Annotated in this window: 10 protein-coding genes; 3 read left to right on the top strand and 7 right to left on the bottom strand. The window is 39.7% G+C overall.

The features are described from left to right. Positions 1 to 35: 35 nt before the first annotated feature. From ACE1EF_RS06280 to ACE1EF_RS06270, 3 genes are all read left to right on the top strand, one after another. Entirely contained in the window at positions 36 to 1,994 is a 1,959-nt protein-coding gene (locus ACE1EF_RS06280; RefSeq protein WP_375719777.1) for a DUF4859 domain-containing protein, read from the top strand. 297 nt (positions 1,995 to 2,291) lie between these two features. Further along, a complete protein-coding gene (locus ACE1EF_RS06275; RefSeq protein WP_375719776.1) occupies positions 2,292 to 3,326 on the top strand; it encodes a T9SS type A sorting domain-containing protein in 1,035 nt (344 codons plus the stop codon). Positions 3,327 to 3,510: 184 nt separating this feature from the next. Then, a complete protein-coding gene (locus ACE1EF_RS06270) occupies positions 3,511 to 6,066 on the top strand; it encodes a T9SS type A sorting domain-containing protein (RefSeq protein WP_375719775.1) in 2,556 nt (851 codons plus the stop codon). 133 nt (positions 6,067 to 6,199) lie between these two features. On the opposite strand, the gene ACE1EF_RS06265 is transcribed toward ACE1EF_RS06270, so the two are convergent. The 7 genes from ACE1EF_RS06265 to ACE1EF_RS06235 form a co-directional block, all read right to left on the bottom strand. Beyond that, positions 6,200 to 9,001 carry a DUF5695 domain-containing protein gene (locus ACE1EF_RS06265; RefSeq protein WP_375719774.1) on the bottom strand — a complete coding sequence of 934 codons (2,802 nt, stop codon included), beginning with the start codon at positions 8,999 to 9,001 and terminating at the stop codon, positions 6,200 to 6,202. 97 nt (positions 9,002 to 9,098) lie between these two features. Further along, a complete protein-coding gene (locus ACE1EF_RS06260; RefSeq protein ID WP_375719773.1) occupies positions 9,099 to 9,998 on the bottom strand; it encodes a BT_3987 domain-containing protein in 900 nt (299 codons plus the stop codon). A gap of 27 nt (positions 9,999 to 10,025) precedes the next feature. After that, a complete protein-coding gene (locus ACE1EF_RS06255; RefSeq protein WP_375719772.1) occupies positions 10,026 to 11,696 on the bottom strand; it encodes a RagB/SusD family nutrient uptake outer membrane protein in 1,671 nt (556 codons plus the stop codon). Between the two features lie 88 nt (positions 11,697 to 11,784). After that, positions 11,785 to 14,805, bottom strand: a complete 3,021-nt coding sequence (locus tag ACE1EF_RS06250) for a SusC/RagA family TonB-linked outer membrane protein (RefSeq protein WP_375719771.1) — start codon at positions 14,803 to 14,805, stop codon at positions 11,785 to 11,787. Between the two features lie 83 nt (positions 14,806 to 14,888). Next, on the bottom strand, positions 14,889 to 16,652 hold the full coding sequence (locus ACE1EF_RS06245; protein ID WP_375719770.1) for a RagB/SusD family nutrient uptake outer membrane protein: 1,764 nt from the start codon (positions 16,650 to 16,652) through the stop codon (positions 14,889 to 14,891). A 36-nt stretch (positions 16,653 to 16,688) separates the two neighbouring features. Continuing rightward, positions 16,689 to 19,847 carry a SusC/RagA family TonB-linked outer membrane protein gene (locus ACE1EF_RS06240; protein WP_375719769.1) on the bottom strand — a complete coding sequence of 1,053 codons (3,159 nt, stop codon included), beginning with the start codon at positions 19,845 to 19,847 and terminating at the stop codon, positions 16,689 to 16,691. A 222-nt stretch (positions 19,848 to 20,069) separates the two neighbouring features. Further along, a complete protein-coding gene (locus tag ACE1EF_RS06235; protein ID WP_375719768.1) occupies positions 20,070 to 23,444 on the bottom strand; it encodes a CotH kinase family protein in 3,375 nt (1,124 codons plus the stop codon). Positions 23,445 to 23,878: the final 434 nt, after the last annotated feature.

The raw sequence follows: 23,878 nt of genomic DNA, 5'->3' as shown, positions 1-23,878 counted from the left end.
TGTAACATTTTTTTATTAACCAAAAATTGATAATTATGAGAAAATTTACAATTCAATCCCTTATTTTCCTGCTGAGTACATTCATGATTTGTGCACAGGCACAGGTGACAGGCACAGTGATAGACACACAAAATTTAAGTGTTGAGGTTGTTCCCAATACGTCCTATGCCATTGATTCTGTTGAATTCGATCTAAGCAAGACCCTTACAGATCTTGGTATAACAGATATCAGTGAAGCAACTGTTATTGGCTTTAATGAAGATGGTTCTTACACCGACAGCTACACGGCAGATGATGGATTCTGGACTGCACGCAATGGTTATGTATCAAACTGGGGCGGCGGAGGAGTTGCCTTTACAGCTTACGGTGTGCTTGAAGATAACCGGATAGGTGTTGGCCAGTTCCCGGATAGTCTGCATGTAGGAGAAACAGCAAAAACAATGATAGGTTTTCTTGCCAATGATAAAATAGAAAAAATTGTTATCAATATATCTGTTGTTGATGCACCAGAAATTACAGCGATAGTTGTAGATACCCAGTCATTGGCGATTACCGTTCCACAGAGAACAGATTATTCCACCGATCTTCTGGCTTTTAATATGGACCAGGTATTAAGTGACCTTGGAATAGCTTCGATGACTGAAGTTGAGGCGGTAGTAACTTATGATACAGACGAAAGTATAACAGACATGACAGCCACAGGTAATGTGTATTGGTACGATCTGGAATCCAAATATGGAGCCTGGGGTGAAAATGCTTCAGTATTTGTGAATTTTGAAAATACCGATCTGAGCCATGTCTTAATAGGTCAGTATCCAGACAATGTGGATTCAATGCTTTCGTACACTTATACCGTTTATTATGGTTTTATGGCCAACGATAAAATTGAAATGCTGGAGATAGCTGTAACCATAAGAGAAGCAGAGATTGTACAGAATTTAAGTGTGGAAGTTGTTCCCAATACGTCCTATGCCATTGATTCTGTTGAATTCGATCTAAGCAAGACCCTTACAGATCTTGGTATAACAGATATCAGTGAAGCAACTGTTATTGGCTTTAATGAAGATGGTTCTTACACCGACAGCTACACGGCAGATGATGGATTCTGGACTGCACGCAATGGTTATGTATCAAACTGGGGCGGCGGAGGAGTTGCCTTTACAGCTTACGGTGTGCTTGAAGATAACCGGATAGGTGTTGGCCAGTTCCCGGATAGTCTGCATGTAGGAGAAACAGCAAAAACAATGATAGGTTTTCTTGCCAATGATAAAATAGAAAAAATTGTTATCAATATATCTGTTGTTGATGCACCAGAAATTACAGCGATAGTTGTAGATACCCAGTCATTGGCGATTACTGTTCCACCAAGAACAGATTATTCTACAGATCCATTACAGTTTGATGTGGAACAAATCTTATCCGATCTTGGTATAAGTGCAATGAGTGAAATAGAAGCTGTTGTTACATACGATACAGATGAAAGTATTACAGATATAACTGCTACAGATAATGTATTCTGGTATGACCTGGAATCCAAATATGGTGCCTGGGGCGCAAATGCATCAGTATTTGTAAATTATGAAAGTACGGATCTGGACTATGTTTCAATTGGTCAGTATCCCGATAATGTGGATTCAATGCTTTCGTACACTTATACCGTATACTACGGTTTCATGGCGAATGAAAAGATTGAGATGCTGGAAATAGCAGTGACTATAAGTGATGATACAGGTCTGGATCAGGCGGATGAAGCGAATGAGGCTCTTATGCAAATCATAAATCCTGTGAGAGATGAATTAAATATTGTATTCTCAAAACCAGTTAAACCGGGTTATTTGTCAGTTTACAACATTAATGGTGCCAAGGTTATCACGAAGCAGGTTTCTGGTTCAGAAACAGTCAGATTAAATATGAAAAGTATAACAAATGGTATTTATATCGTTCATTTCAGTGATGGATCAACAGTGGAATCTGTAAAATTTATGAAGAGGTAATCCATTGATTCCCGGATATTCCGGTATTATCATAGAGAAGCGGTCAGAGATCTGATCGCTTCTTTCTGTTTATTGCTTTCTTAATAATAACCTGATAATATGGTCTGTTTTATTGCAGTGGATATTAAAAATACCTTAAAGTCAGTGTGTTAATTCGTGTTGGGACTATTGGTTGAAACCAACTGATTGCACATTTATACTACTATTTTCAACATACATATTGATCAGAATCATTCAATTTTACCAATTTTAACATAAGTAAAATAGATTATATTGTATAATTAAAAATTGATGATTATGAAGAATTTTACATTTTTAGTTGCTATCGTATGCATAGCATTTGTAAGTTTTGGAACTGTATCTGCTCAGGATGGAACAGTTTATACTGATGATTTCAGTACAGGTCATGACTATCTGACTGATGGTTTTGATGGTACTATCTGGCAGGGGATTTTATTAAATGATACTGTTTTAGGAAGTACAGGAATGGGTGCTGCTGAATTAAGTGTGTTAAATACAAACGATGATCCAGGAGTATTAACATATACTTCAGCAAGAACCGCATGGTCAACAGTTGCAGATAATGGTGCTCTTTTGTATAGAAATATTAAGTCCGGTGCCGACTTTGAAATGAGTGTAAAAATTGTCGATGGAGACTTTCTGTCTTTCGGCCTTGAAGCTTTGGTTGAATACTTTATGCCTGGTTTAATGGTTAAGGTAAAAGATGAAACGACTTATGTACTGGTACAGGCCTTTGATATTTATGATTGGGGTGCTATTTACGGAGTGCGTGATATCTTCCCTGCTGAAGGTATGGCTGAGGAAAACTGGATTAAGGACGATGACTCAGCCAACCCGGTTTCCATTGCCAGTTATCCTTACATTAAACTTGAGAAATACGGAAATGAATTCATAGGATATTACAGTGCTGATGGTGAAATCTGGTATGAAATTTATACCGCAGTAAAACCGGAAGTTGAAGGAAAGGATTTACAGGTAGGACTATACTCTGCTACTTATACAACGAATTCAGCAACAGTTAAATTTGATGATTTTAAACTGATTGATTATGATGAAACTTCAGCTATCAAGAAAGTTTCTACATCTTCACCTGTAAGTTCTTACAGTACAAACAGCAGGGTAATTGTAAGAAATAACTCTGGTGAATCCATGGGTTCCGTTAAGCTTTACAGTATCGATGGAGCAATGGTTTACAGTGCAAAAGCAATTGATGCACAACGTATCGAGATTCCGGTTTCTAATAATGGCATTTATATTATGGATGCAACTGTGAACGGTAACCGTTACACTCAGAAAGTTGTGGTCAGATAATAATAGCTTAAATTATTGCAATAAGAATGCTCCAGGAAGTCGGCAAACATACCGACTTTCTGGATGCTTAAATTTTCATCATATATCCTGTTTTATTTTGATCCATTTAATGAATTAATGCTTTTAGCTGGCTTTTAGTGTATCGTTTTTACTAAATGTCGGGAGAGTTCTAAACAAATTAAAAATGAGAAAAAGGAAAACATTTATCGGATTGTTTCTCGGTTTATTTATAACCGGCGGTATTTTTGCCCAGCAGGACTCCGTAAATCTTGCGCTGGACGCAGCCATAACTACTTCGCATGTTTCTCCATGGGAGACTCTGGGAGCAGTAAATGATGGAGTAGAGCCCACCAGTTCCACCAAAACTGGTACTGCCTATGGCAACTGGAACGGGGAGGGCGATTACGGTATTTATAATTGGGTTCAGTATGATTGGACTAATGCGGTAAATGTTTCTTCAACAGCTGTATACTGGTGGGACGACAATCCAACAGCTGATGTTGGTATTGCTCAACCGGATGATGCTTATATTGAATACTGGAATGGTGTTTCATGGATCAGTGCCGGTAATATCGGAACAGCTTTAAACATGTATAATCAATTGTATATTGGAGGAGTCTGGACACAGCGTATAAGGATTACAATGAAAAGTCCAGCAGCTACAGGAATTCTGGAATGGAAGGTTTTTGGACAGACAGGAGGTGATTGTGAAGCCACATCTTTTGGTCTTTCCATTGATGTTAATGGATCTGCTGTCAGTGAATCTGGTTTTGCCAATATTCTTGTTGGTGATAACCTTGTCCTAACTGCGGAAGAACAAACTGTTGGGCAATATTTCTGGAGTGGCCCCAATGGTTTATCAGAGTCCGGAAATGTGCTGAGTTTGGATGATATGCAAACAAATCAGTCGGGGACATATACTGCTATGTATATTAATGAGTGTGGTGCCATATCAGAATCTGTGGTTTACGTTACTGTTGGTTCATCAAACGATGGTTCTGCCTATACCTGGCCTGCTTATGATCCTCCGATCTATTATGATTTCAGAGATGAATTTCCATCACTTGAGATGCCAACCAAAGATCTGGAAGACTGTAATAATTTTGCCGGACGTCAGTCATCAGGATGGTGGACCTTTGTATGGGGACCAAATGCCCGTAGTCTGGTCACTGAGAATGCCATAACACCGATGCTTGAGCGCTTCAATCAGGATTTTGCATATTTCCGTGATACGATGGGATGGCCACCGGATAAACGGGCTAAGCGCGGTTACAGGAGTGGTATATACCTCTATGGTTCCGGGTTATGTACGGATAATGCTGATACAAATGCTTTAGGTGGATGGCAGGGGGCAACAAATTTCCAGGGTGAAAGCTGGCCGATGGTACTGGCATCATATTACCCTGTATACTCTTTTGACCCTGCATGTCCGTATGGTGACAGGGAAGGACAGATGGGAGCCATGATACACGAAGGCATACATTCCCTGCTGGCGGATTTGCCCGGAGCAAGGAATTCAGCCTGGTTTCACGAAGGGGGAAATACATGGTTGCAACAGGAAATGGAATCCAGGAGATCCGGCAACTATTCATCAATGGGATTCCTGAATGCAGGTGCCATGATTGCACCATTTATGCCAATAGAATGTTACAGTGGCTGGCTGCAGGATGGCAGTTTCGGTGGCCCTTCAGCTGAGGGTGTGAATATGTTTGAAGGATCAAAACAGATTTGTACATGGCGAAACCTATTGGGTGGAAATCAGTATGGAAATTTATTCCCAACACTGTTCAGTGAGATATTTGGAGATCATAGTGTGGCCTGGATCTGGCGCTATTGCGAAAACAGGGTGCTTGAAGGTATAGCCGATACACTGGGAGATTATCAGATGCGAAGACTGATCATGGAATACAGAGCTAAACAGGCGCTTGTTGATTTTGGTAAGTGGACAACCGCAACCAGAAAATTACTTGATAATAATTTTGGTGTAAGTATCAAAGCTGAATGGCAGCCTTCGTGGTTAAATCCCGAGGTGTGGAAAGCAACCCCATATGTCAAAACGTGGATTAATGAAGATGGGTTGGTTGTACCTGAACAGAGAACAACACCGGGATGGTCAGGAGCTAATATAGTGCCTCTTATAACTGAAGGAGACATTGTAAAGGTGGACTTTTTACCGATAGGTAAAAATATGGGATGCCAGATTTGCTACAGGGCCGAAGATGGTTCTGTGGTGTATGGTCAGCCTGTGTTTGGCGGTGAAACCAGTCTTAAACTGGAAAAGAAACCGGCTAATAATGTTGTATTTATAGTGGTGACTAATACTGACTATATCTATGAAGGAGAGAAAACCCGTACGGCACATTTCGACTACCGTTTAAGGCTTGGAGAAGGCGTAAAGGAAAGGGCACACTGGAATGTGAGATGGTACAGATGGAACACAAAGCTGAATAATATTACGATTCCGACGGATATGGAAATTCCGCTTGCAGATTCCCGCCAAAAAGTATCAGTATACCCTAACCCGGTTCAATTGGACAGGGATATTAATATTCGATTTGAAAACAGTCTGGCATCACCGGCAGAGATTAAACTGGTTGATGTTAACGGTAAATTGTTGACCATGAAAAATACGTCGTCAAATACTACACTCACCTGTCCGGAAAAGCTTAGTAAAGGGTTTTATTTTGTGTCGGTTAAAACAGAAGATGCTACAGAAGTTCATAAACTTGTGGTGCAATAGATGATTGAAGAGAAAATATAAAGGCCGGATCAATTCCGGCCTTTTTGTTTCTATATGTTGCAGTCCTGGTGAAACTGGGTTTTTCTAATTTCCCATGGCCTAAGGTTTAAAGCCGATGTCACAAAAGACATCTTTATTCCTTAATTCTGATCAATTTAACTACAGTTGTATCAGATTGCAGAGGGATTAAAAGGTCGGAATTAAGATTAAAATCTGTTTCCCCATTGAAATCAGAGCTTGAGATGACTTTGTAAAGGCCTTTTAATCCGTTTATTTTAACTTTTGAATTATGGTCGTCATTCGTCCTGTTTTCAATCACCAGGGCAATGAGGGAGCCATCTTTATTTATTTTAACCGGACTGTCGGGGGACAAACCGTCTCTTGAGAAAATGATATCAAAATTAATATTTTCCAGCCTGCAAAAAAACTTCCGGCGTAAACCATCAGAAGGGATCACGGCATAACATGTGTCATTTTCCTGTAAATTTCCACCGTAGGATACTATACCAAAAACGGAATCACGCTTTACAATTGTTGCAGCGGTTCTTAATGCCCCGCAGTACCCCAGGTCTATTTCTCCGTCATAATACCAGGGACCTCTTCCCTGGGGTTTTCTTATCCATGTATTGGCGTAATTCTGCGGTTCAAAAGCCCAGCCACTGGCCCCATCATTTTCTTTTCCCGGATACCAGAAACCATAATTTGATTCCGGAGTACCAGTGTTCATCAGTGCGAATGAACTAAGATATGACTGATAGCCAAGACGTAAAGCGGCATCATCTGAAGGCGCGAAATTAAGTGCATAATCCAGGATGGCCCAGCCGCCCATTTGTGCCATATAACTTAGGGTGTATTTATCGCTTCGTCCACGGTAATCACTACCAAGAAAATAATAGGCAGGTTCTAGATTCCCACGCTGTGCAATATTGGCATTAAGTTGTCGGAGCATAAAATCATTAGCATCCTTTCTTGAAACGGTTGGATGGGAGTACCATTTTTTAAGGTTTTTATCATACCATAGATATGTATCAGGATCCATTTGGTTTAATACACCATACTTTGCCAAAGCATAGCTGGACTCAAAGGCAGTAGCATCTACAGCATATTCTGATCTGAATGGATAAGGATCATCATAAATAAAATACTTCACTTTTTTCTCCCATTCGTTGCGAAGAAATGTGGCATCATCCTTGAACCCCTTTGCCGTAAGAACATCGATAAGTTCAGGTATCAACAGTTCATTGTAACAACCCCATTTATAGGTCTCGTACCAGGGCAGGATTTCATACGGATAAGTAAAATATGCTTTAGCTGTTTCCTTTGCCCTGATGAGGTACCCATCGGCATCCAGATAATGCGTCAGTTCAGGATAAAATGAAGCTATCTGGTACATGTGATAGTAAAGCATAAAAATGTGTGGATAGTCGTATGAACGCCACACATGCATTTTAAAGCGATTCGGGTCCTTTGTGTTTGCTTCCCGTACTTCAGTTTTGTTTCGGTTATAATTCCAGTCAGGGGTACCGTAAACTCCATATGGATAAGGCAACTCCTTGTCTGTACGTTGTAAGCCACCCCATACAAAATTTTCTATATAATATTCGATGGCATTGATTTCCTCAGCCACTGGAAATACCACATTTTTTGACGCCAGAAAGGGTGCTTTGCATAAACCCGGATCATCACAGGTTAAAACATAACTTAAACGACTGGTATCAAAGTAATCCGCATTATCGGGTCCGCGCAGGATGGCATTTTTCATATCATAAACTCCAAATAAGCCATCATACCACTTTGTTGTGTCTTTATGTTGCTGTGAGTTTACTATAAAGTCAGCACGCTTTTTGTAGAGTGTTTCCAAAGGTTCAGTCACAAAAAATTCAAGGTAGGTCTTATATTCATCTCCATAGTTTACTGTGAGTTTATTTTCTCCGGTACGGCTAAATCTGATGTTATAAACAGTTGTGCCGTCATTTCTCCGTTCCAGTGTATCAATTTTTGTCATGGTGCCACCAAATTCGGGTTGAATATTCTTTATAATCTGATGTGTCTGAAGAGCCAGTCTAACGTCAAGATCCGTAGGAACCGTCATTCCCGGCATCACCTCAACATTGATCATATCTTCATCAACAAGAATTTGGCGTATCCCATCATAGCTCCCGGCCCATCTAAACTTAAACCCATAGCTTATCTCCTGATTCGGTTCTAACAAACGGGATGTGTGATTTTGACGCCAGGTACCCCGCAGCTCCTCGTTTCCTGTAAAAGATGAATGGAGGTAAATATTGTAGGTTCTTTTTTTACTATCACCCAATGGTCCAACTTCCCAGTATTCAGCTGCTGTTCCTTTTAAAGGTAACATAACAAGGTATGGGGCTAAACCGGTTGGGCGCTCGAAGAACAGATATGAGTTATTGCCGGAGATAAACGAATGTTTAATTACAGAATTTTCAAATATATCTGAAGGATTTTCACCATAGGGAAGATTGTAATCTACCGGAATTGCAAGGTCTTCTATCCTGAGTGAAGTTTTACCGGTATTTTTCAGGTGTATGAACCATACCAGTTCATCATTTCTGAGTTCAAATGACTGGGATAATTTCAGCGGTTTGCTCTGTTCTGTTGTTACTTCTCTTTTTTCAAGTATCTTACCTTCCAGAATAAATTCTGTCTCACCGGAATGAAGGGCATCAATGAAATCAGGTTTTTTATCATAAACATAACGGATATAAATATTACCCAGAATTCCGTTATTATTGATGTAGTTTGTTGGATATACGTCGACTGTATTTTGTAATAGACTTATACCATAATTCTCGTATTTAAGCGTGAAAAAACGGTTTGAGAAAGCCGCTTTTTTCATATTCTGTGCTGAAAATAATTGAACAGTTGCAAGCAAACAAAGTGTAACCAGGTATTTTCTTGATATTTTCATGGTATTCTTTTAATGATAAATAAAAAAACCGGGATACACCCGGTTTAATTCATTCTATGAGAAAAATATTAATATTTAGATAACCAACCAGCGTGCATCATCTTCGCCATTCATTAATTCCGTCCCTGATTCTGTTCCTCCATGTTAATTGCATTGAAGCAATTTTATATGAACCAGAACCGGTTGTAACCTTATAATTTAGCGTAAATACCGAATTTGTCTTATCAAAGGAACAGGTTCCATTTTGAGTAATGGCATTATTTGCTGATGATGGAGTATTTTCTGTCAGCACTGACTTGTCCGGATTAACATGGATCAACATCTGGTATGCAGCACCTGTAGAGTTTAACATTCCGTCTGTAACCACGGTATCTTCTCGAACGGTGGTCATTGCGATCACATTACTGACTTCAACCGAATCAATGACCGCACCTGAAGCATCATAACTAATTATGGTTCCTTCCTGATCATAAGAACCTTCGTAATGATTGATGTATTTAATGACCAGAATTTTTGTCGAAAGATTGGCATTGATTGAGTCTTCAGAGGTATCTGTCAGACGAAATGGAATAGCATAAATGTGATTAACCGCTTTAGGATCAGAGATAAATCTTGCTGAATCAAGGGTTATAGTAACTTTCCCCAAATATGATCCTGCGGGAATGACAAACCTGTTTGTATTACTCAGGGTATAATAATCAGACGGCATCAGTTCATAACCCAAACCGCTGAAAGCATCCTCGTTGAGAATAGCCGGATCAATTTCGAACTGAGCCCAGCGTTCTTTCTGATTATCCAGTACTCCGGTAAGGTTAATTCCCATGTCCAGCTTCAATCCTTCATCCTTGACAACAGTACGGTGTAAAACACCCGCTACATTTGATCCTCCGTCAGCACTCGAAAATGCCACACCTGTAAATGTATTATCCACCCTGAAGTCGTCATAACATCCTGTCATCAGGATTATCGCGAGTAGTAATATTAAACTGTTCTTCATAACTATATCGTATTATTTTTTTATCAATTACCAACCCTGATTTTGTTTCAGGTTTGTCATTATTAATGTTTGATCATATGGAAGAGGTACAAAGCGCATATAATCTTTATATTCATGATTTTCTACCGTGGTATATTCATATGTGAAACCGGAACCTTCCTGCGTAATACTTACACCTTTAACCGAATGATTCAGATCTTCGTTCCACCGTCTTAAGTCCCAGAATCGTTGTTCTTCAAAGCAAAGTTCTACTCTTCGTTCGTTATGAATAAATGCTCTGAAAGCATCTTTACCAGCATCAGCCTGCGATTTCATGTAAGTATCATCAATGGAACCTAATGCTCTGGATCTTATTTTTTCCATGACCTCGAATGCTGAAAAACCATATCTGTCATCATAAGGGCCGAATGCTTCGTTCGCTGCTTCAGCGAAGTTTAAATAAAGTTCAGTTTTTCCCAGAAGAACTTTAAATTTATAATCTGAGGTAACGGAACCAACATTTAAAGAGACTTTTTCACTCAGAAATTTCTTTAAATAATATCCTGTTCTTGTACCCAGGAAGCTAATACCGCCGGGAGCATCGTCACCACCCACATATGTATCGATTACGTAAGTATTGGCACCGGCTTTATACTCATCACCATTATAAAAGATAAATTTATCAAGGCGGGAATCTCTGTTATTATATGGATCATTAGGATCATATACAGCGCTTTCACTAATCGGGTAACCATCACTGGCGGGAAATGCATCTACAAGATTTTGGGATGGATTACAAGCTCCCTGTCCGTAAAGAGAAGGTGGATAGTACATGTACTCCCAATCGTTTCGTGATGCAGTGGAAGAGCTCCAGATATAGTCGTAATTTGTTCCTGTATTGAAGTTACCGTAAGAACTGAGATCAGCTAACCCACCAGCAGCATCTATTGCCTCTGCTGCAGCTTCAGCAGCTCTGGACCAGGTTTCAGGATTCGAATTGCCAAATGCCGGGCTTGCTGCATACAGATATACCCGTGCTTTTAATGTTTTTGCAGCCAGACCCGAACCACGTCCTCTGTTTGCCCTTCCTATATAAGGATCACGTCTGTCAGTATAATCAAGCGGAATTGTATTAAATGCAGTGTCACAATCCGCAATGATCTGTTGAACACATTCTTCATATGTATTTCGGGGAAGATCCAAATTGTCATCTACGTTGAGTGCTTTGGTAACAATAGGGTAGCCCAGTGCCATATTTCCATCTTTGGGAAAACCACCATAATTTTGAAGTAGTCTCCATTGGTACCATGCTCTCAGGTAATATGCTTCACCGTAGCGGTAATGGTTAAAAAGAGAGTCTTTTTCTGTATCACTTACAAAATAAGATAGATCTTTGGCATTCTCCAGAAACAGGTTTAAATATTTAATATTTTCATAAAACCCATCCCAGCCGCTAATTGTGTTGTTCTCTACTGTCCAGTTGCCCAGTGCCAATCTGTTTGCTCCGGGTTGTGAAGGGACCGCATTATCGGTATAATATTCAAGTCCAATATTATAGTTTGTTTCCAGATTAATATATGCCGTTGTTAATATGCCTTCTCCATATGTAGCATGACTCCATAAATCCTCTGTGGTTAAATCCTGAATAGGTCGTGGATCTAATTGCTCACAGGATACTAAAACAACCAGTGTTAGAAATGCTAATAATAATTTTTTCATCGCTGTATTATTTATATTTGGCATGTATTTGGCTTTCGTTCCGTTAACATTTTCTTTCATAATCGTCATCATATTAATATTTCTCATATCAAAAACTTAATGAGAGACCACCGGTAAAAGTTTTAAAGATCGGATATGCATCATAGCCTGCTCCGGTATTTTCCCTGTCAACTCCGTATTCATCAAGTGATGAGAACTGTGCGATATTGGATCCTCTTACAAATACCTTAAGGTTTGTAAGACTGAGTGCAAGCGCATCTTTATCAGAAAAGGTATAACTGAGCTCCACATTCTTAATTCTGAAATATGTTGCATCTCTCAACCAGAATGTTGAAGTCTGAATATTATTTTCGGACGATGTTGTCATTCTGGGGAAGTCGTTAGTTACAGGCCAACGGTTTAAAAGTGCTGTTGAGTAATTCGTGTTGGTTCCAATGGCAGTAAAGTAATCGTTTAAAACAGATATTTTACCATCCGCAGCTCCTTGTCCTACAGCTTTAATTCGGAATCCTTTATATGCAAGTGAAAGATTTGCTCCGAAGAACAGGCGTGGGGAGTGATCACCGGTTCTGTACATATCTTTTTCGTCAATACTGCCGTCACCGGAATAGTCAGAATATATAATATCGCCAGGTTTTAATGCCCCAAAATTCTGATTAATAGTGCGGCTATTAATTTCTCCTTCAGACTGGAAAAGGCCTTCGGCATTATAAAGAACGTATTCATCTATTTCTTTTCCGGCATATTTTCTGTAATCTTCCTCCAGGATGGGTTCATCCACCACAACATACTGACCTCTTTTATATAGAGCATTTATTCCGGCACTTAAATTAAAGTCACCAACGGATTTTGTATACTGAATCAATCCATCAAAACCATAGTATAGGTTTTCACCGTAATTTGTAGCCGGTAAAAATTGTCCGCCACCAACGATGGATGGAGTAAAACTGCTTTTTTGCGAAATCAGGTTTGAAACCTTATTCCTGTAATAGTTTAATTCAAAATCTAAACTATGATTGAAAAGAGTGGACTGAATACCAACATTCATATAATTACTTTCCGGTAATGTATAGGCATCGCTTCCTTCCTGCATAATTACATAGCCACTTGAGGGCGTACTGAAGCTTCCGGAAATTCCGCTAACCCAACTTCCGCTTTGCTGCCATAAGGTCTGATAGAGATAAAAGGAATTGTAACCAGGAAGGCTGAAACTATTAACCCCGATGATGCCGTATGATCCGGTAAGTTTGAGGTAATCCACAAAATCAGCCCTGAAGAATGATTCATTGTGGATGTTCCAACCTAACCCTATTGTTGGATACCAACTGTATTTATCTCCTTTGGGTAATCGCATGCTTCCGGAATATACCTGGTCAAGCTGAACAATATACCTGTCATCAAATGCGTAATCTAAGCGAAGTGAAAAATCCTGCATTTTATCTGGTTGATAACCTGCGTAACTGTTGCGTGCAAATTCAGCCTGGTAATAAGCAAGCACTGCATTTATGTTATGTTTATCAAATGTCCTGGAGTAGTCCAGTTTTCCATTTAATACTGTTTTTCGTGAGATTAATGCGTCTCCCGTGGCCTGTGCTTGAGAAACTGTTTTTTCTGTATTGAGTACCGTTGAGTCCTGACCCTGTGATCCGGTCACAAGCCAGTACAAAGCCTCACTTTCAACCTCATAACCACTTAATAGAGCCGAGGCATCAAACGCAACATTCAGATTAGCAGACAGTCCTTCTGTAACTTCGGAAAGATCAACAAAAAGGCCTGCATTGTTTTGTGTACTGATATATTCTGATTCATTATATCCTCCATGGACCATGGCATTTTCAATATTAACAGGATAATCAGCATTGGAAATTAGTTTGTCTTCGAACCAGATTGGATGTGCATTGGCTGGTATTGAAGCATTAAGATTAAAAATGTTGGATAAAGGATTTCGACCTTTCCGGTACATCCCTGAAATATTGACGTTCATTGTAATGTATTCATTCAACGTAATGTTTACATTACTCCGAACTTTAAACCGGTTACTTTTGTAGACCTCGCCAATGGTGGATTCTAAACCTTCAGAGCCTGAATAATCCAACATTGAGAAATAGTTTACACTCTTATTTCCACCATTAAAATTCAGGTTGGCCCTGCGGTATGGTGAAGATGGCCTGACATAGCGGTCAAGATAATCGATATTCGGGTAGTGAACAGGATCAGATCCGTTCGCATAGGCATTAAGTGCAGACTGATCATAATATGCCGTATAACCGTCGTTTACAAGTGCTTCATTATACAGAGTTGCATAATCATATGCATTGGTGTATTCCGGAATGGCCGTTGCCATATTCATACCATATTCGGCAGTAAAACTTGTTTTACGCTCATATGCTTTCCCCGATTTTGTTGTAATCCATAGCACCGGATTTGATCCGTATATTCCAAGCATAGCTCTGCCTGAAAGATCTCTGAGTACTTCAACAGACTCAACTTCATCTGGAGAAAGGTCTGATGGATCACGAATAACGCCATCAACATATATTGTGGCAGCCTCCCCCCTTATTGTTATGGTCTGACTCTCAAATCCTGGCTGAGAAGTATTCGTTGTGACATACACCCCCGGTAATAATCCGGACAAGGCATCAAGGAATGAAGTTGTTGGATAAGATTTTAAATCCTCTCCGGATATTGATTGGAATGACGCAGCAACTTTTCTAGCCTCTAACGAAGAAAATGGCAAACTAACTTCCTTGGTGTCATCAAAAATATATTTTTTCTTCAGTACAATAGTTGGCAATGCAACAGATTTATTTTTAATAACGATATCAGCAACCGGCATCACTTTTGTAAAGTAGCCTTCTTTTTCTACCACTAGGTGATCGGTACCTGCAACAATATCTATTTTAAAACTTCCTTCCTGATTCGTAAAAGTGACATCTTTGCTTGCAAAAGCCTTCACTTTTATTCCCTGCATAGGAACAGAGTCTTCTGATAAAACCATCCCGGCAGCAGTCAATACTTCTTTTTTAGTCTGGGCATTAAGATAGGCTGGTGTGATTGACGAAACCAGAAAGATTAACAAAAATATGCGTAATAAATTTCTATTTTTCATGAGTATGTTGTTATGTTGTTTCAACCACGCTTTTATATTATATTTTACATACATACACGTACTTGTTTTACTCAGTTGATACTTTACCATCCCGGATTTTGTTTAAACTCCTTAAACATTGTGGCATCTCCCAGCGGAATTGGCCATCTGTAATGTTTGCTGGAAAACGTATAAGTGAATACCGGATCCGAACTTCTGTTAAACCTGTAACCCGTTTCAGTCTGAAGATCTTTTACCAGATTAATTCCATATACTGTTTTGTTTTCAATTTTTGAAGCATCACCCCACCTTGAAAGGTCAAAGAAACGCTTACCTTCCAGGAAGAACTCAATGGCTCTTTCGTTTTTAATACGCTCGCGGAATGTATTTTTATCTGCAAGATACATTGCATTTACCGCAGGCATTTTAACCCTTGCACGAACCCTGTTAACGGCTTGTGCAGCAGTTAAATTAGCGCCAGGAAGTGTATAGTTTGGTCCTCCTAATTCGTTCGCTGCTTCGGCATACCACATCAGTACTTCGGCATACCTGAAATAGATACTATGTGTCATCGGATGAACCTCATTTGAAAACTGGTCAATGTTGTTTACCCAGAATTTTCTGGCCAGGTAACCTGTTTTACTATAATGCTTCTTAGACGACTGACGTTCAGTTCCACCTTCAAAAAGCTCAAGATAATAACCGGATTTACTGCTCCAGCGTTCCTGGTTAAAAAGAATTGAATGATAAAAGCGTGGATCCCTGTTGACGTACGGATTTTGTTCATCAAATGAAGCATCATCTGTGATTGACAAACCATTTTTGGTTTCATACAGGTCAATTAAATTCTGTGATGGGCTGTAGCCCTGAATAATACTTATCACACCCAGACTAGGTGTGGTAAAGGTTAAGTACCGATCACTGTTTTGCATCTGACCAAAATATTCCCAGATTATTTCATCATTAGTGGGAGTGTAATGGAAGATACTGTCGTACCCACCTAAAAATTCTATGGTACGAATACTGTCGTCAGGATTTAAATTCTGTACTGCCTTATATGTGACTTCATCAGTAGAATTACACTGAACCAGTTTATATGTGCCTGTAGATTCTGCAAACTGAATTAAATTCCATGCTGCTTTTGCTGCTTCTTCCCATTTGGATGTTGTATTCTCAGGATTATTTGTAGGACTGGCATTGAAAATAAAGGTACTCGCTTTTAGTGCCATGGCAGCACCTCTGGTCGGTCTTCCAATGTTGGCATCATCCCAGGAAGCCGGCAATAATGACATCGCAGAATCACAATCCATTGCGATCATGTGTGCTGTTTCATCGTATGTTAAGCGGGGCAGGGCATAATTATCACTTCCGTATAATGCTTTCTGAAGGTAAGGCATACCACCCTGTCGTTTAAGAAACTCGTAATAATACCATGCTCTCATAAAATAGGCCTGACCTTTGAGCAGGCGTTTTTGTTCTGCTGTAGCATCCTGAAGATCTTCCATCCTGTTGAGTGCTATGTTGGCAATACGAATGCTTTGCCATCCATTCCAAATGGTTGTAAACTGCAAGGCCTGGGCTAATCCGTAACCACTCAACCAGTCACCGTTCTGCACCTTGGGAAGGGTCTCCCAGTCACAATCCATATAGCCTTCATCACATACAGCACCAATAAACGAATAATCATAGTTGGCAAGATAGTCATGCATATCTTTATACATCTGGTCTTCAAATTTCTTGAAGGTCAGATATGATTTAAACACATCATCTTCCAGTAATCCTGTTGATTCAGGTGCCCTGTCCAGATATTCCGTACAACCCGGAAGGAGTACAAAGGCAACCAGTAGTATCAGAACTATATTTTTCATATTGTAATTTTTATTTTTATTCATGATGTCCAAAGGTTAGAAGTTTGCCCTGATTTCAAAAGTGTAACGTTTCATTTGCGGATAAGCTCCAAAGTCAGTCCCCGAGTTGGCTCCTTCCGGATCTCCTCCAAGAGGATAATCTGTCCAGGTATACAGATTTGTGCCTGTTATTGCCAGTTCAAGCTTTTGAAGACCGAGAATTTTTGAATTTTTCAAATCGAAGGTGTAACCGAATCTTACATTTTTCAAGCGGCTGTATTTCCCATTTACATTAGAAAATGAACTAAACCTGTAGTTAGGATTATTCTCAACCCTGGAGTGAACTGCCGGATAAGAAGCATCTGTATTTGTCGGTGTCCAGTAGTCAGCATGAGCAACAAGTGCATTATCTTTATTCTGAGAAAATGGATATAAATAGAACATGCCACCTTGTCGCATCTGGTAATCCACATCTGAGATGCCATAAAAATCCATTTGAAAATTCCACCCCCTGTAATTGGCACCAAGTTTAGCATTCCAGGTAAACATAGGAGCATAAGGGTGAGCAGAAACCACATAATCCTGAGCATCAATTGCCCCGTCACCATTATAGTCCAGATATTTGTGGTCTCCAACAATAGGAGCAACACCACTTGCTACCGGGGCAATAAACAGCTCGTCAATATTCTGATAATAACCTTCTACCTCAACACCGGCAGCCGGAGTATACCAGCCCATCCGCTGTGCAATTTCTACCGGTTTGCCCTCTACACTTATGTTTGCCGGTTTTGTTTCAGGTTCATCATATTTAATTACGCGGCTTTCATTACCGGTTAAGTTTGCATTGGCATACAAATTAAGACGGTTGGCAAACGTTTTATTAAACCCAAGTTCAACTTCAAAACCATGTCCTTTAGTTTCTCCAATGTTGCCGTACAGGTCACTTACACCTACCCATGAAGGTACTTGATTACGTCCTTGCAGGATATTTGATCTGTGTTCGTTAAACAGGTCAATATTCAATGTAACCATATTCTGTAAAATGCCGATTTCTACACCAATGTTCTGCTTAATTGCAATTTCCCATGATATATCAGGAACCGGTATTGCACCTTCTGTAATAACAGGATAATAGGTAAACGGATATCCAAATGCCGGAGATGATCCACCCTCTGAATAGTATGTCAGGTATCTCCATCTGTCTCCTGTATAATCGTACCCAACTTTACCATATGAATATCGGAATTTTAAATTGTTGATATATGGTTTAACGGGTTTAAAGAATTTCTCCTCAGACAGGAGCCAGCCAGCTGCCATAGCCGGAAAGAAACCGAACCTGTTCTCAGGTGAAAATTGTTCTGAACCGGTATAACTGGCATTCCCTTCAATAAAGTATTTATTTTTATAATTATAGGTGGCACGTCCTACCCAGTCTTCTTCAAACGCTGGGAAGTCTACCATACTGATTGCCCTTCTACGGCTGAAGAGTGCCAATGCTCCTACATTGTGATTTCCAAAACTTCGAGAGTAATCAAATTGGAGTCTGTAATAATGGCTTCTGAATGCACTGCTTAAACCATCTCCCATAGACTCCAGTTTAGGTTGTGGCGTATCAGGGTCAAAACCTCCGTCAGAGTTGTAACGGGACCAGGTCAGATTGTCGGGGTTGAGGTAATATCCGAAGAAAAATCCATAAAATTCACCACCAGGCCTGAAATTTTCCTGGTAAACAACAGAATTATTATAAGAATAGAGACCTTTAAAAGAAAGACCTTTAGTGATAAAATCCAGTTGTTGCTGGAATGTAAGGTCCAGGTTCAGTTGATTGCTTTTAAAGCGGTCAAATCCGCGACCCCCGATCCAGTCTAGTCTCACGTTACCCATTTCAGGATTTACGGCGAAACGGATGTTGTTCTGATCGTATGGATTTACATTATCCGGATACTTATCCAGTACATCAACAGGGTAGTATGGAACCAGTGTAACCGGTTCAAACCATGTTTCATGTGTATAGGCATCAAAGGGACGTCCCCACTTTTTAATGTTTCCTCCTAAATTCAACGAAAGTTTTGTTGTAGGGGATAAATTAAAGTCCAGGTTATTTCTGAAATTATACCTGTCATGAAAATAATGTGCATTGTATTTATCGTATTGGTACGGAAAAAGATTACCTACCGTATATATATCACCTTCATGCAGATAACCAACCGAAACAAAATACTGAACAAAATCATTTCCACCTCTGGCATTAAGGTTATAATTATGATCGAATGCCGGTTTGAACAGGAAGTCCATCCAGTCGAAGTCAGAATAGACATAAGGCATATCCTGATTTCTGTAATGCATAAGCTCCTCATCAGAGTAAAGCATTGGCCACATATCATCGTTTCTGTATGCCACATTTCGCATTTTCAGGGTTTCATATGCATTCAGGTATTTGGGAAGCCGTGTCGCTTCTTTCATAGTCACCTCACTTGAAAACTCAAGATCGACCTTACCGGAACTACCTCTTTTAGTGGTAACAATAATAACACCGTTTGCTCCCTTGGTTCCGTAAACAGCCGTTGCTGATGCATCTTTTAATATGGAAACTGATGCAATTTCATTAGGGTCAAGGTTAGAAAAACTACGTTCAACACCATCGACAATAATTAGTGGATTATTGGCATTCAGTGACGCACTTCCCCTGATTAACATCGTAATTCCGGAAGCTTCTTCACCAGGGGTCGGGTCGGTTGAAATAACGGTCAGTCCGGGTAAATTTCCCTGAAGAGAATTTTCAATACTACCACCGGTCTTCATCTCCTGTAACTTATTTCCTGAAACCTGATTTATCGCACCAACAACAGAAGCCTTTTTCTGAACACCGTAACCAACCACCACAAATTCCTCCATTTGCTCAACATCAGACTTCATTATAATCTTAAGTTCGGTCTGGTTTTTGATCAGGACTTTCTCCTTTACAAAGCCGACGAAAGAAAAAACGAGTGTTTGGCCTTTTTCGGCGGCAATTGTAAAGGCCCCTTCAACATCTGTTATTACACCTTTGGTAGTACCCTCTATCGTTACATTAACTCCCGGGAGTGTACTTCCGTCTTCATCATACACTATTCCCTTAATTTGTTTTGCCTGTCCGAATGCATTTACTGGTATCAGAACAACTAGCATTAACATCATTAATGAGATTCGGCTTTTCCACAAAATTTTATATTTCATTTATTATGGGTTTTTAGATGTTAAATATTTTCAAAAGGTTCTCAATTAGTTTTACATGAATTCTGAGATGTGATTTTATCTTTATTAGTGTAAATCTCATGATTTTAACTTTTTTACACATTCCCAAATGTTTAAAATACTTGCATAAATGTTGAATACTTCAAATCATAAATTGCAGTATATTAGGATGTTGTTGATTTTTACTATTATTTCTTTGCGTTATTATGGTATTATTACGAGTTTATTACTGTATGAATAATTGTTAAATTCAATCTGTAAGAAATATACACCTGGTTTGAGATGTTCTTTATTGAAATTAATTCGTGAATGATTACCGATAGTATTCCTGTAAGCCACTGAACCATTTGTGGTGTAGATCGTAATATTCAGTCTTGCATCATAAGGAATACCCGACAGGTCTACCTTAGCAAAAGATGATGCAGGATTAGGATAAACAGAAAGTGCCGGTATGGCATCCTGTACTTCATCTGTCGCAGTTTCAATATCATCAGCAAATGGTGTTCCGTTAATCACAGAGGAAACTTTCCAGTAAGTATAATCATTCGGATCACCGGTGGGATTGGATTCTGCCGAAGTTAAGGTATAGCCTGAGCCATCCGGTTCATATGGCCACGGTGCTTTATCTTCATAAGTAAAGGAGAGTAACGGTAAACCTTCAGAATCTGATATTTCAATCAGTTCACCTCCGTTATTGAGTTGATCACTGAAATTTCCACTTGGATATAAGCCGTATCTGTCAAAGAAATAGTTGGGCTTTGAGGCGATCACGTAAAAACTTCCCGGCTCAAGAAGATTATTTTCAGGAAATGCATATTCGATTCCGGATGTAAAATGTAATCCTGAAAGATTGATAATATGATCACCGGTGTTTTTAAATTCAATAAATTCATATTTCTTTCCGGAGGTCGTATCCGTTCCTGATATTACATCTTCTGGATGGTAATGCAGTTCAGTAACTTTAAACGAAGCATAATCTTCGTCGCCACTGCTGAATACAATTTTCTTTACCGGTCCCCAGGTATTATTGTACCGTACACGTGTTGTGAGGACAATTGTATTACTGAATTCAATCTGTTTATTATCTGTTCCGGTCACCGCGTCTTCTGAAATTGTTCCGCCAATAGCCCTGGGATCACTATTGTTAAGGGTATAGTAAATTGTCCCATTTGCATTTGGGTTACGAATGGAAACCGAAGTGCTTCCGGTAGTTGTATAATACGATCCCAGCAATTTCTGATCATTGCGGTAGACCTCCGGTGCCATATATGACGAGTACAGGCCTTCGCTTTTGAGCTGCTGAATAAGAATGCTGGTTCGCTGAGGGAAAAATTCATTCAGCATCGTATTTATTTCCGGTACCCAGTCATTATCTTTGGTCAGAGAATTACGGGTTTGTGCATCTCCCCAGCGGGCTGATTCCGCTATAATTGCCAGATCAATCTGGTCAACACGCTTCTGAAAAAGTGCTTTGGCGCTGTCAGAAGATAATATACCACCTTCATTCAGCAACGCATAAGCCCGATCCATAAATTTTTGTTTGTATTCACCGTTTTGGGTGAGCCTGAAATGTAACCACTGAGGATTGAAATCCAGTTCGTTGGTAATCCGCATCGATCCGGTTGACCCAATATTTACCCTGTTTTCATTAATCCCGTTTCTTCCGAACACTTCTTCCACAAACATGCTGTGTTCTGAATCGTGGGCTAAAAACCGGAATCCTTCCGATATATTTTTTCGGTTGTACAAGGCATAAAAGTTATTTGGCATGTCATCGCTGTACCATGCTGAAACCGGTGCATCAAAATTACCGGTATAAAAAATGACCAGCATATAATTGATCAGGTTATCAACATCTACATAATTTATAAGACCGGCATCGGGTGTTCCGGTTTCATCCATACCCTGCACACTGAAATATGCGGCATTCTGAGAAAAGCCGGCACGGCATAAATCCCACAGTTCGTTCCATGCATCCATATTACCATCAGTAGCTTCACAATAGTATGGCCAGGGCTTTGTGTCTACTTTTATCACATCATAATCTTCTTTATCACCTCCCAGGTAGGTCTCCGCATAACTGGCTTCAGAGCGTTCATCGGTTTGAAAAATGCCCCAGTACATTCCGTTAAGATACAGGTGATAATACCTTCCGCGTTTATACGGTTCACCCATTTTCCCCTGAAGATCTCTGCTGAAAATATCTTTTACCATCGTATTATGGTAGCTGCCATCCATGCTCCAGGAATAGTTTTGTTCACATCTCAGGTCAATGGCATCAAATTCGTCGGCCCCTTCATCTTCGAAAAGGGGATATTTCAGTTTGGCTGCACCGTATTCTGATCTGAAGAACAGTCTGAATGCATGTTTGGGATTGTTCTTGTTTTTCGCACTGTTGCCTCCCCTGATCCGCAGGCCGGCGTTAACCTGAACGGCTGCGCTACCATCTGTATTAATGATTTCAAAGGAACACGGACGTTCCCATTCTTCTCCTTTTTGTTCAGCATTTACATAAATGCCTTTCCCGGAATCAAAAAGATTATCCGGATCTGTTACAATGGAAACTGAAGGTATCTGTAGCATTGCATCCGAGAGCTGACCGGCATATTTGGGATCCTGTGTTACATCTGTAGCCATTGCATAGTCAAGCACCTGATCATTGACTTCTCCTGAAGGCCAGGTATAGCCTGGATATCCCTGATTTGCAACTTTGTCAATAAACAGATATGTTTTTGTGATTGAAAAAGATGGCTGATATCCGGCTTTCACCAGAGATGCCCTGACCACAAAGGCGGGAGTAAGGCCACGACCGGCAGTAATATCCGGATCAATCGTTATGTTGGTTGTTGATACTGCAGTTTTGGCACTTGAAGAGTTCTGCGGATCACTGCCGTCGATTGTGTATAATAAGGTATATTCAGAATCCGGAGATTCCAGGGTCAGGCTGAAGGGATCGGAATAAATACCGGCATTATGACTGAAGACAGCTGTTGTATCATATTCAAAAACAGGCAGTTCAGGGATAGCCTCCATGGACATATCAAAGTAAAAATCTGAACTGCTCAATGAGACATTAAAAACCTGCACTGCAAGCATGTTTTCCCCTTCAATAAGTTTAAACAGAGATGAATCAACTTCGTAGGGTACCGGTGAACCGGATTCATGATTGGCGATGGCTGTGGAGTTGTATGCCGGATTATCGGGTGCATTGACGGAAACAATTTCGGATCCGTTGATCCAGACAATAAATCCATCATCATAATTTACATTCAGCAAAATTTTTGTTATATTATTAGCATCTGATGCATTAAAGGCGGTTCTCAGATAAACCGTTGAATAATTACCCTGCATGTCAGTCAGATTGGTGCCACCGATACCATCCCCATACCGGAACGGTGCCTGAGCGGCAGACCATGATGAGTCATCAAAGTCATTAGCAGTCCAGTTGTCAGAAAGGTTTAATGCACCTGATCCTTTGAGGTAATTATATGTTTGGTTTAAACCAAAGCTAACCTGTGCTGAAGAAATAATGAATTGGCCAGTAAACAAAAGTATAAATAGCAGCTTTTTCCGGAACATGATAAGGTTAAATAGTTCAACAGATCTGCATCTTAAATCACAATGTTTTCTGTTGAGGTTGTTTTCTGCCGAAAATTGTTAAAATTTATTGTAATGCTTTGAAACGAATGTTCAAAATATAAGAATGAATGTATCAGGAGCGAAATGCAAAAGTATTAATTATCACCATTGAGAAAAAGCAGTAACACTCAAAATATAAGTCTGTAAGGGTTAAATTCAGGGTTATCTGCCTTATGGATTCGTATTTTTTACAATAAATATATATCTTTCGAACCGCTTTAATTTTCTGAGTTTAAAATATTCAGCATTTTGATTTGAGCCAATCCCTGTGTGCTGATTATTTAGAAAAATTCTTGATGATAATTAATACATTTTTACATGTTTTTTGAACATATGGTCATGCAGATGTACAATATTTTCATCTTCTTGACATC

It is taken from the genome of Quyinboa sediminis, from assembly GCF_042219855.1.
GTDB lineage: Bacteria > Bacteroidota > Bacteroidia > Bacteroidales > UBA5342 > JBHJHP01.
Note: the sequence above shows the minus strand (reverse complement) of the source record. Positions and strands in the feature narration are given on the sequence as shown.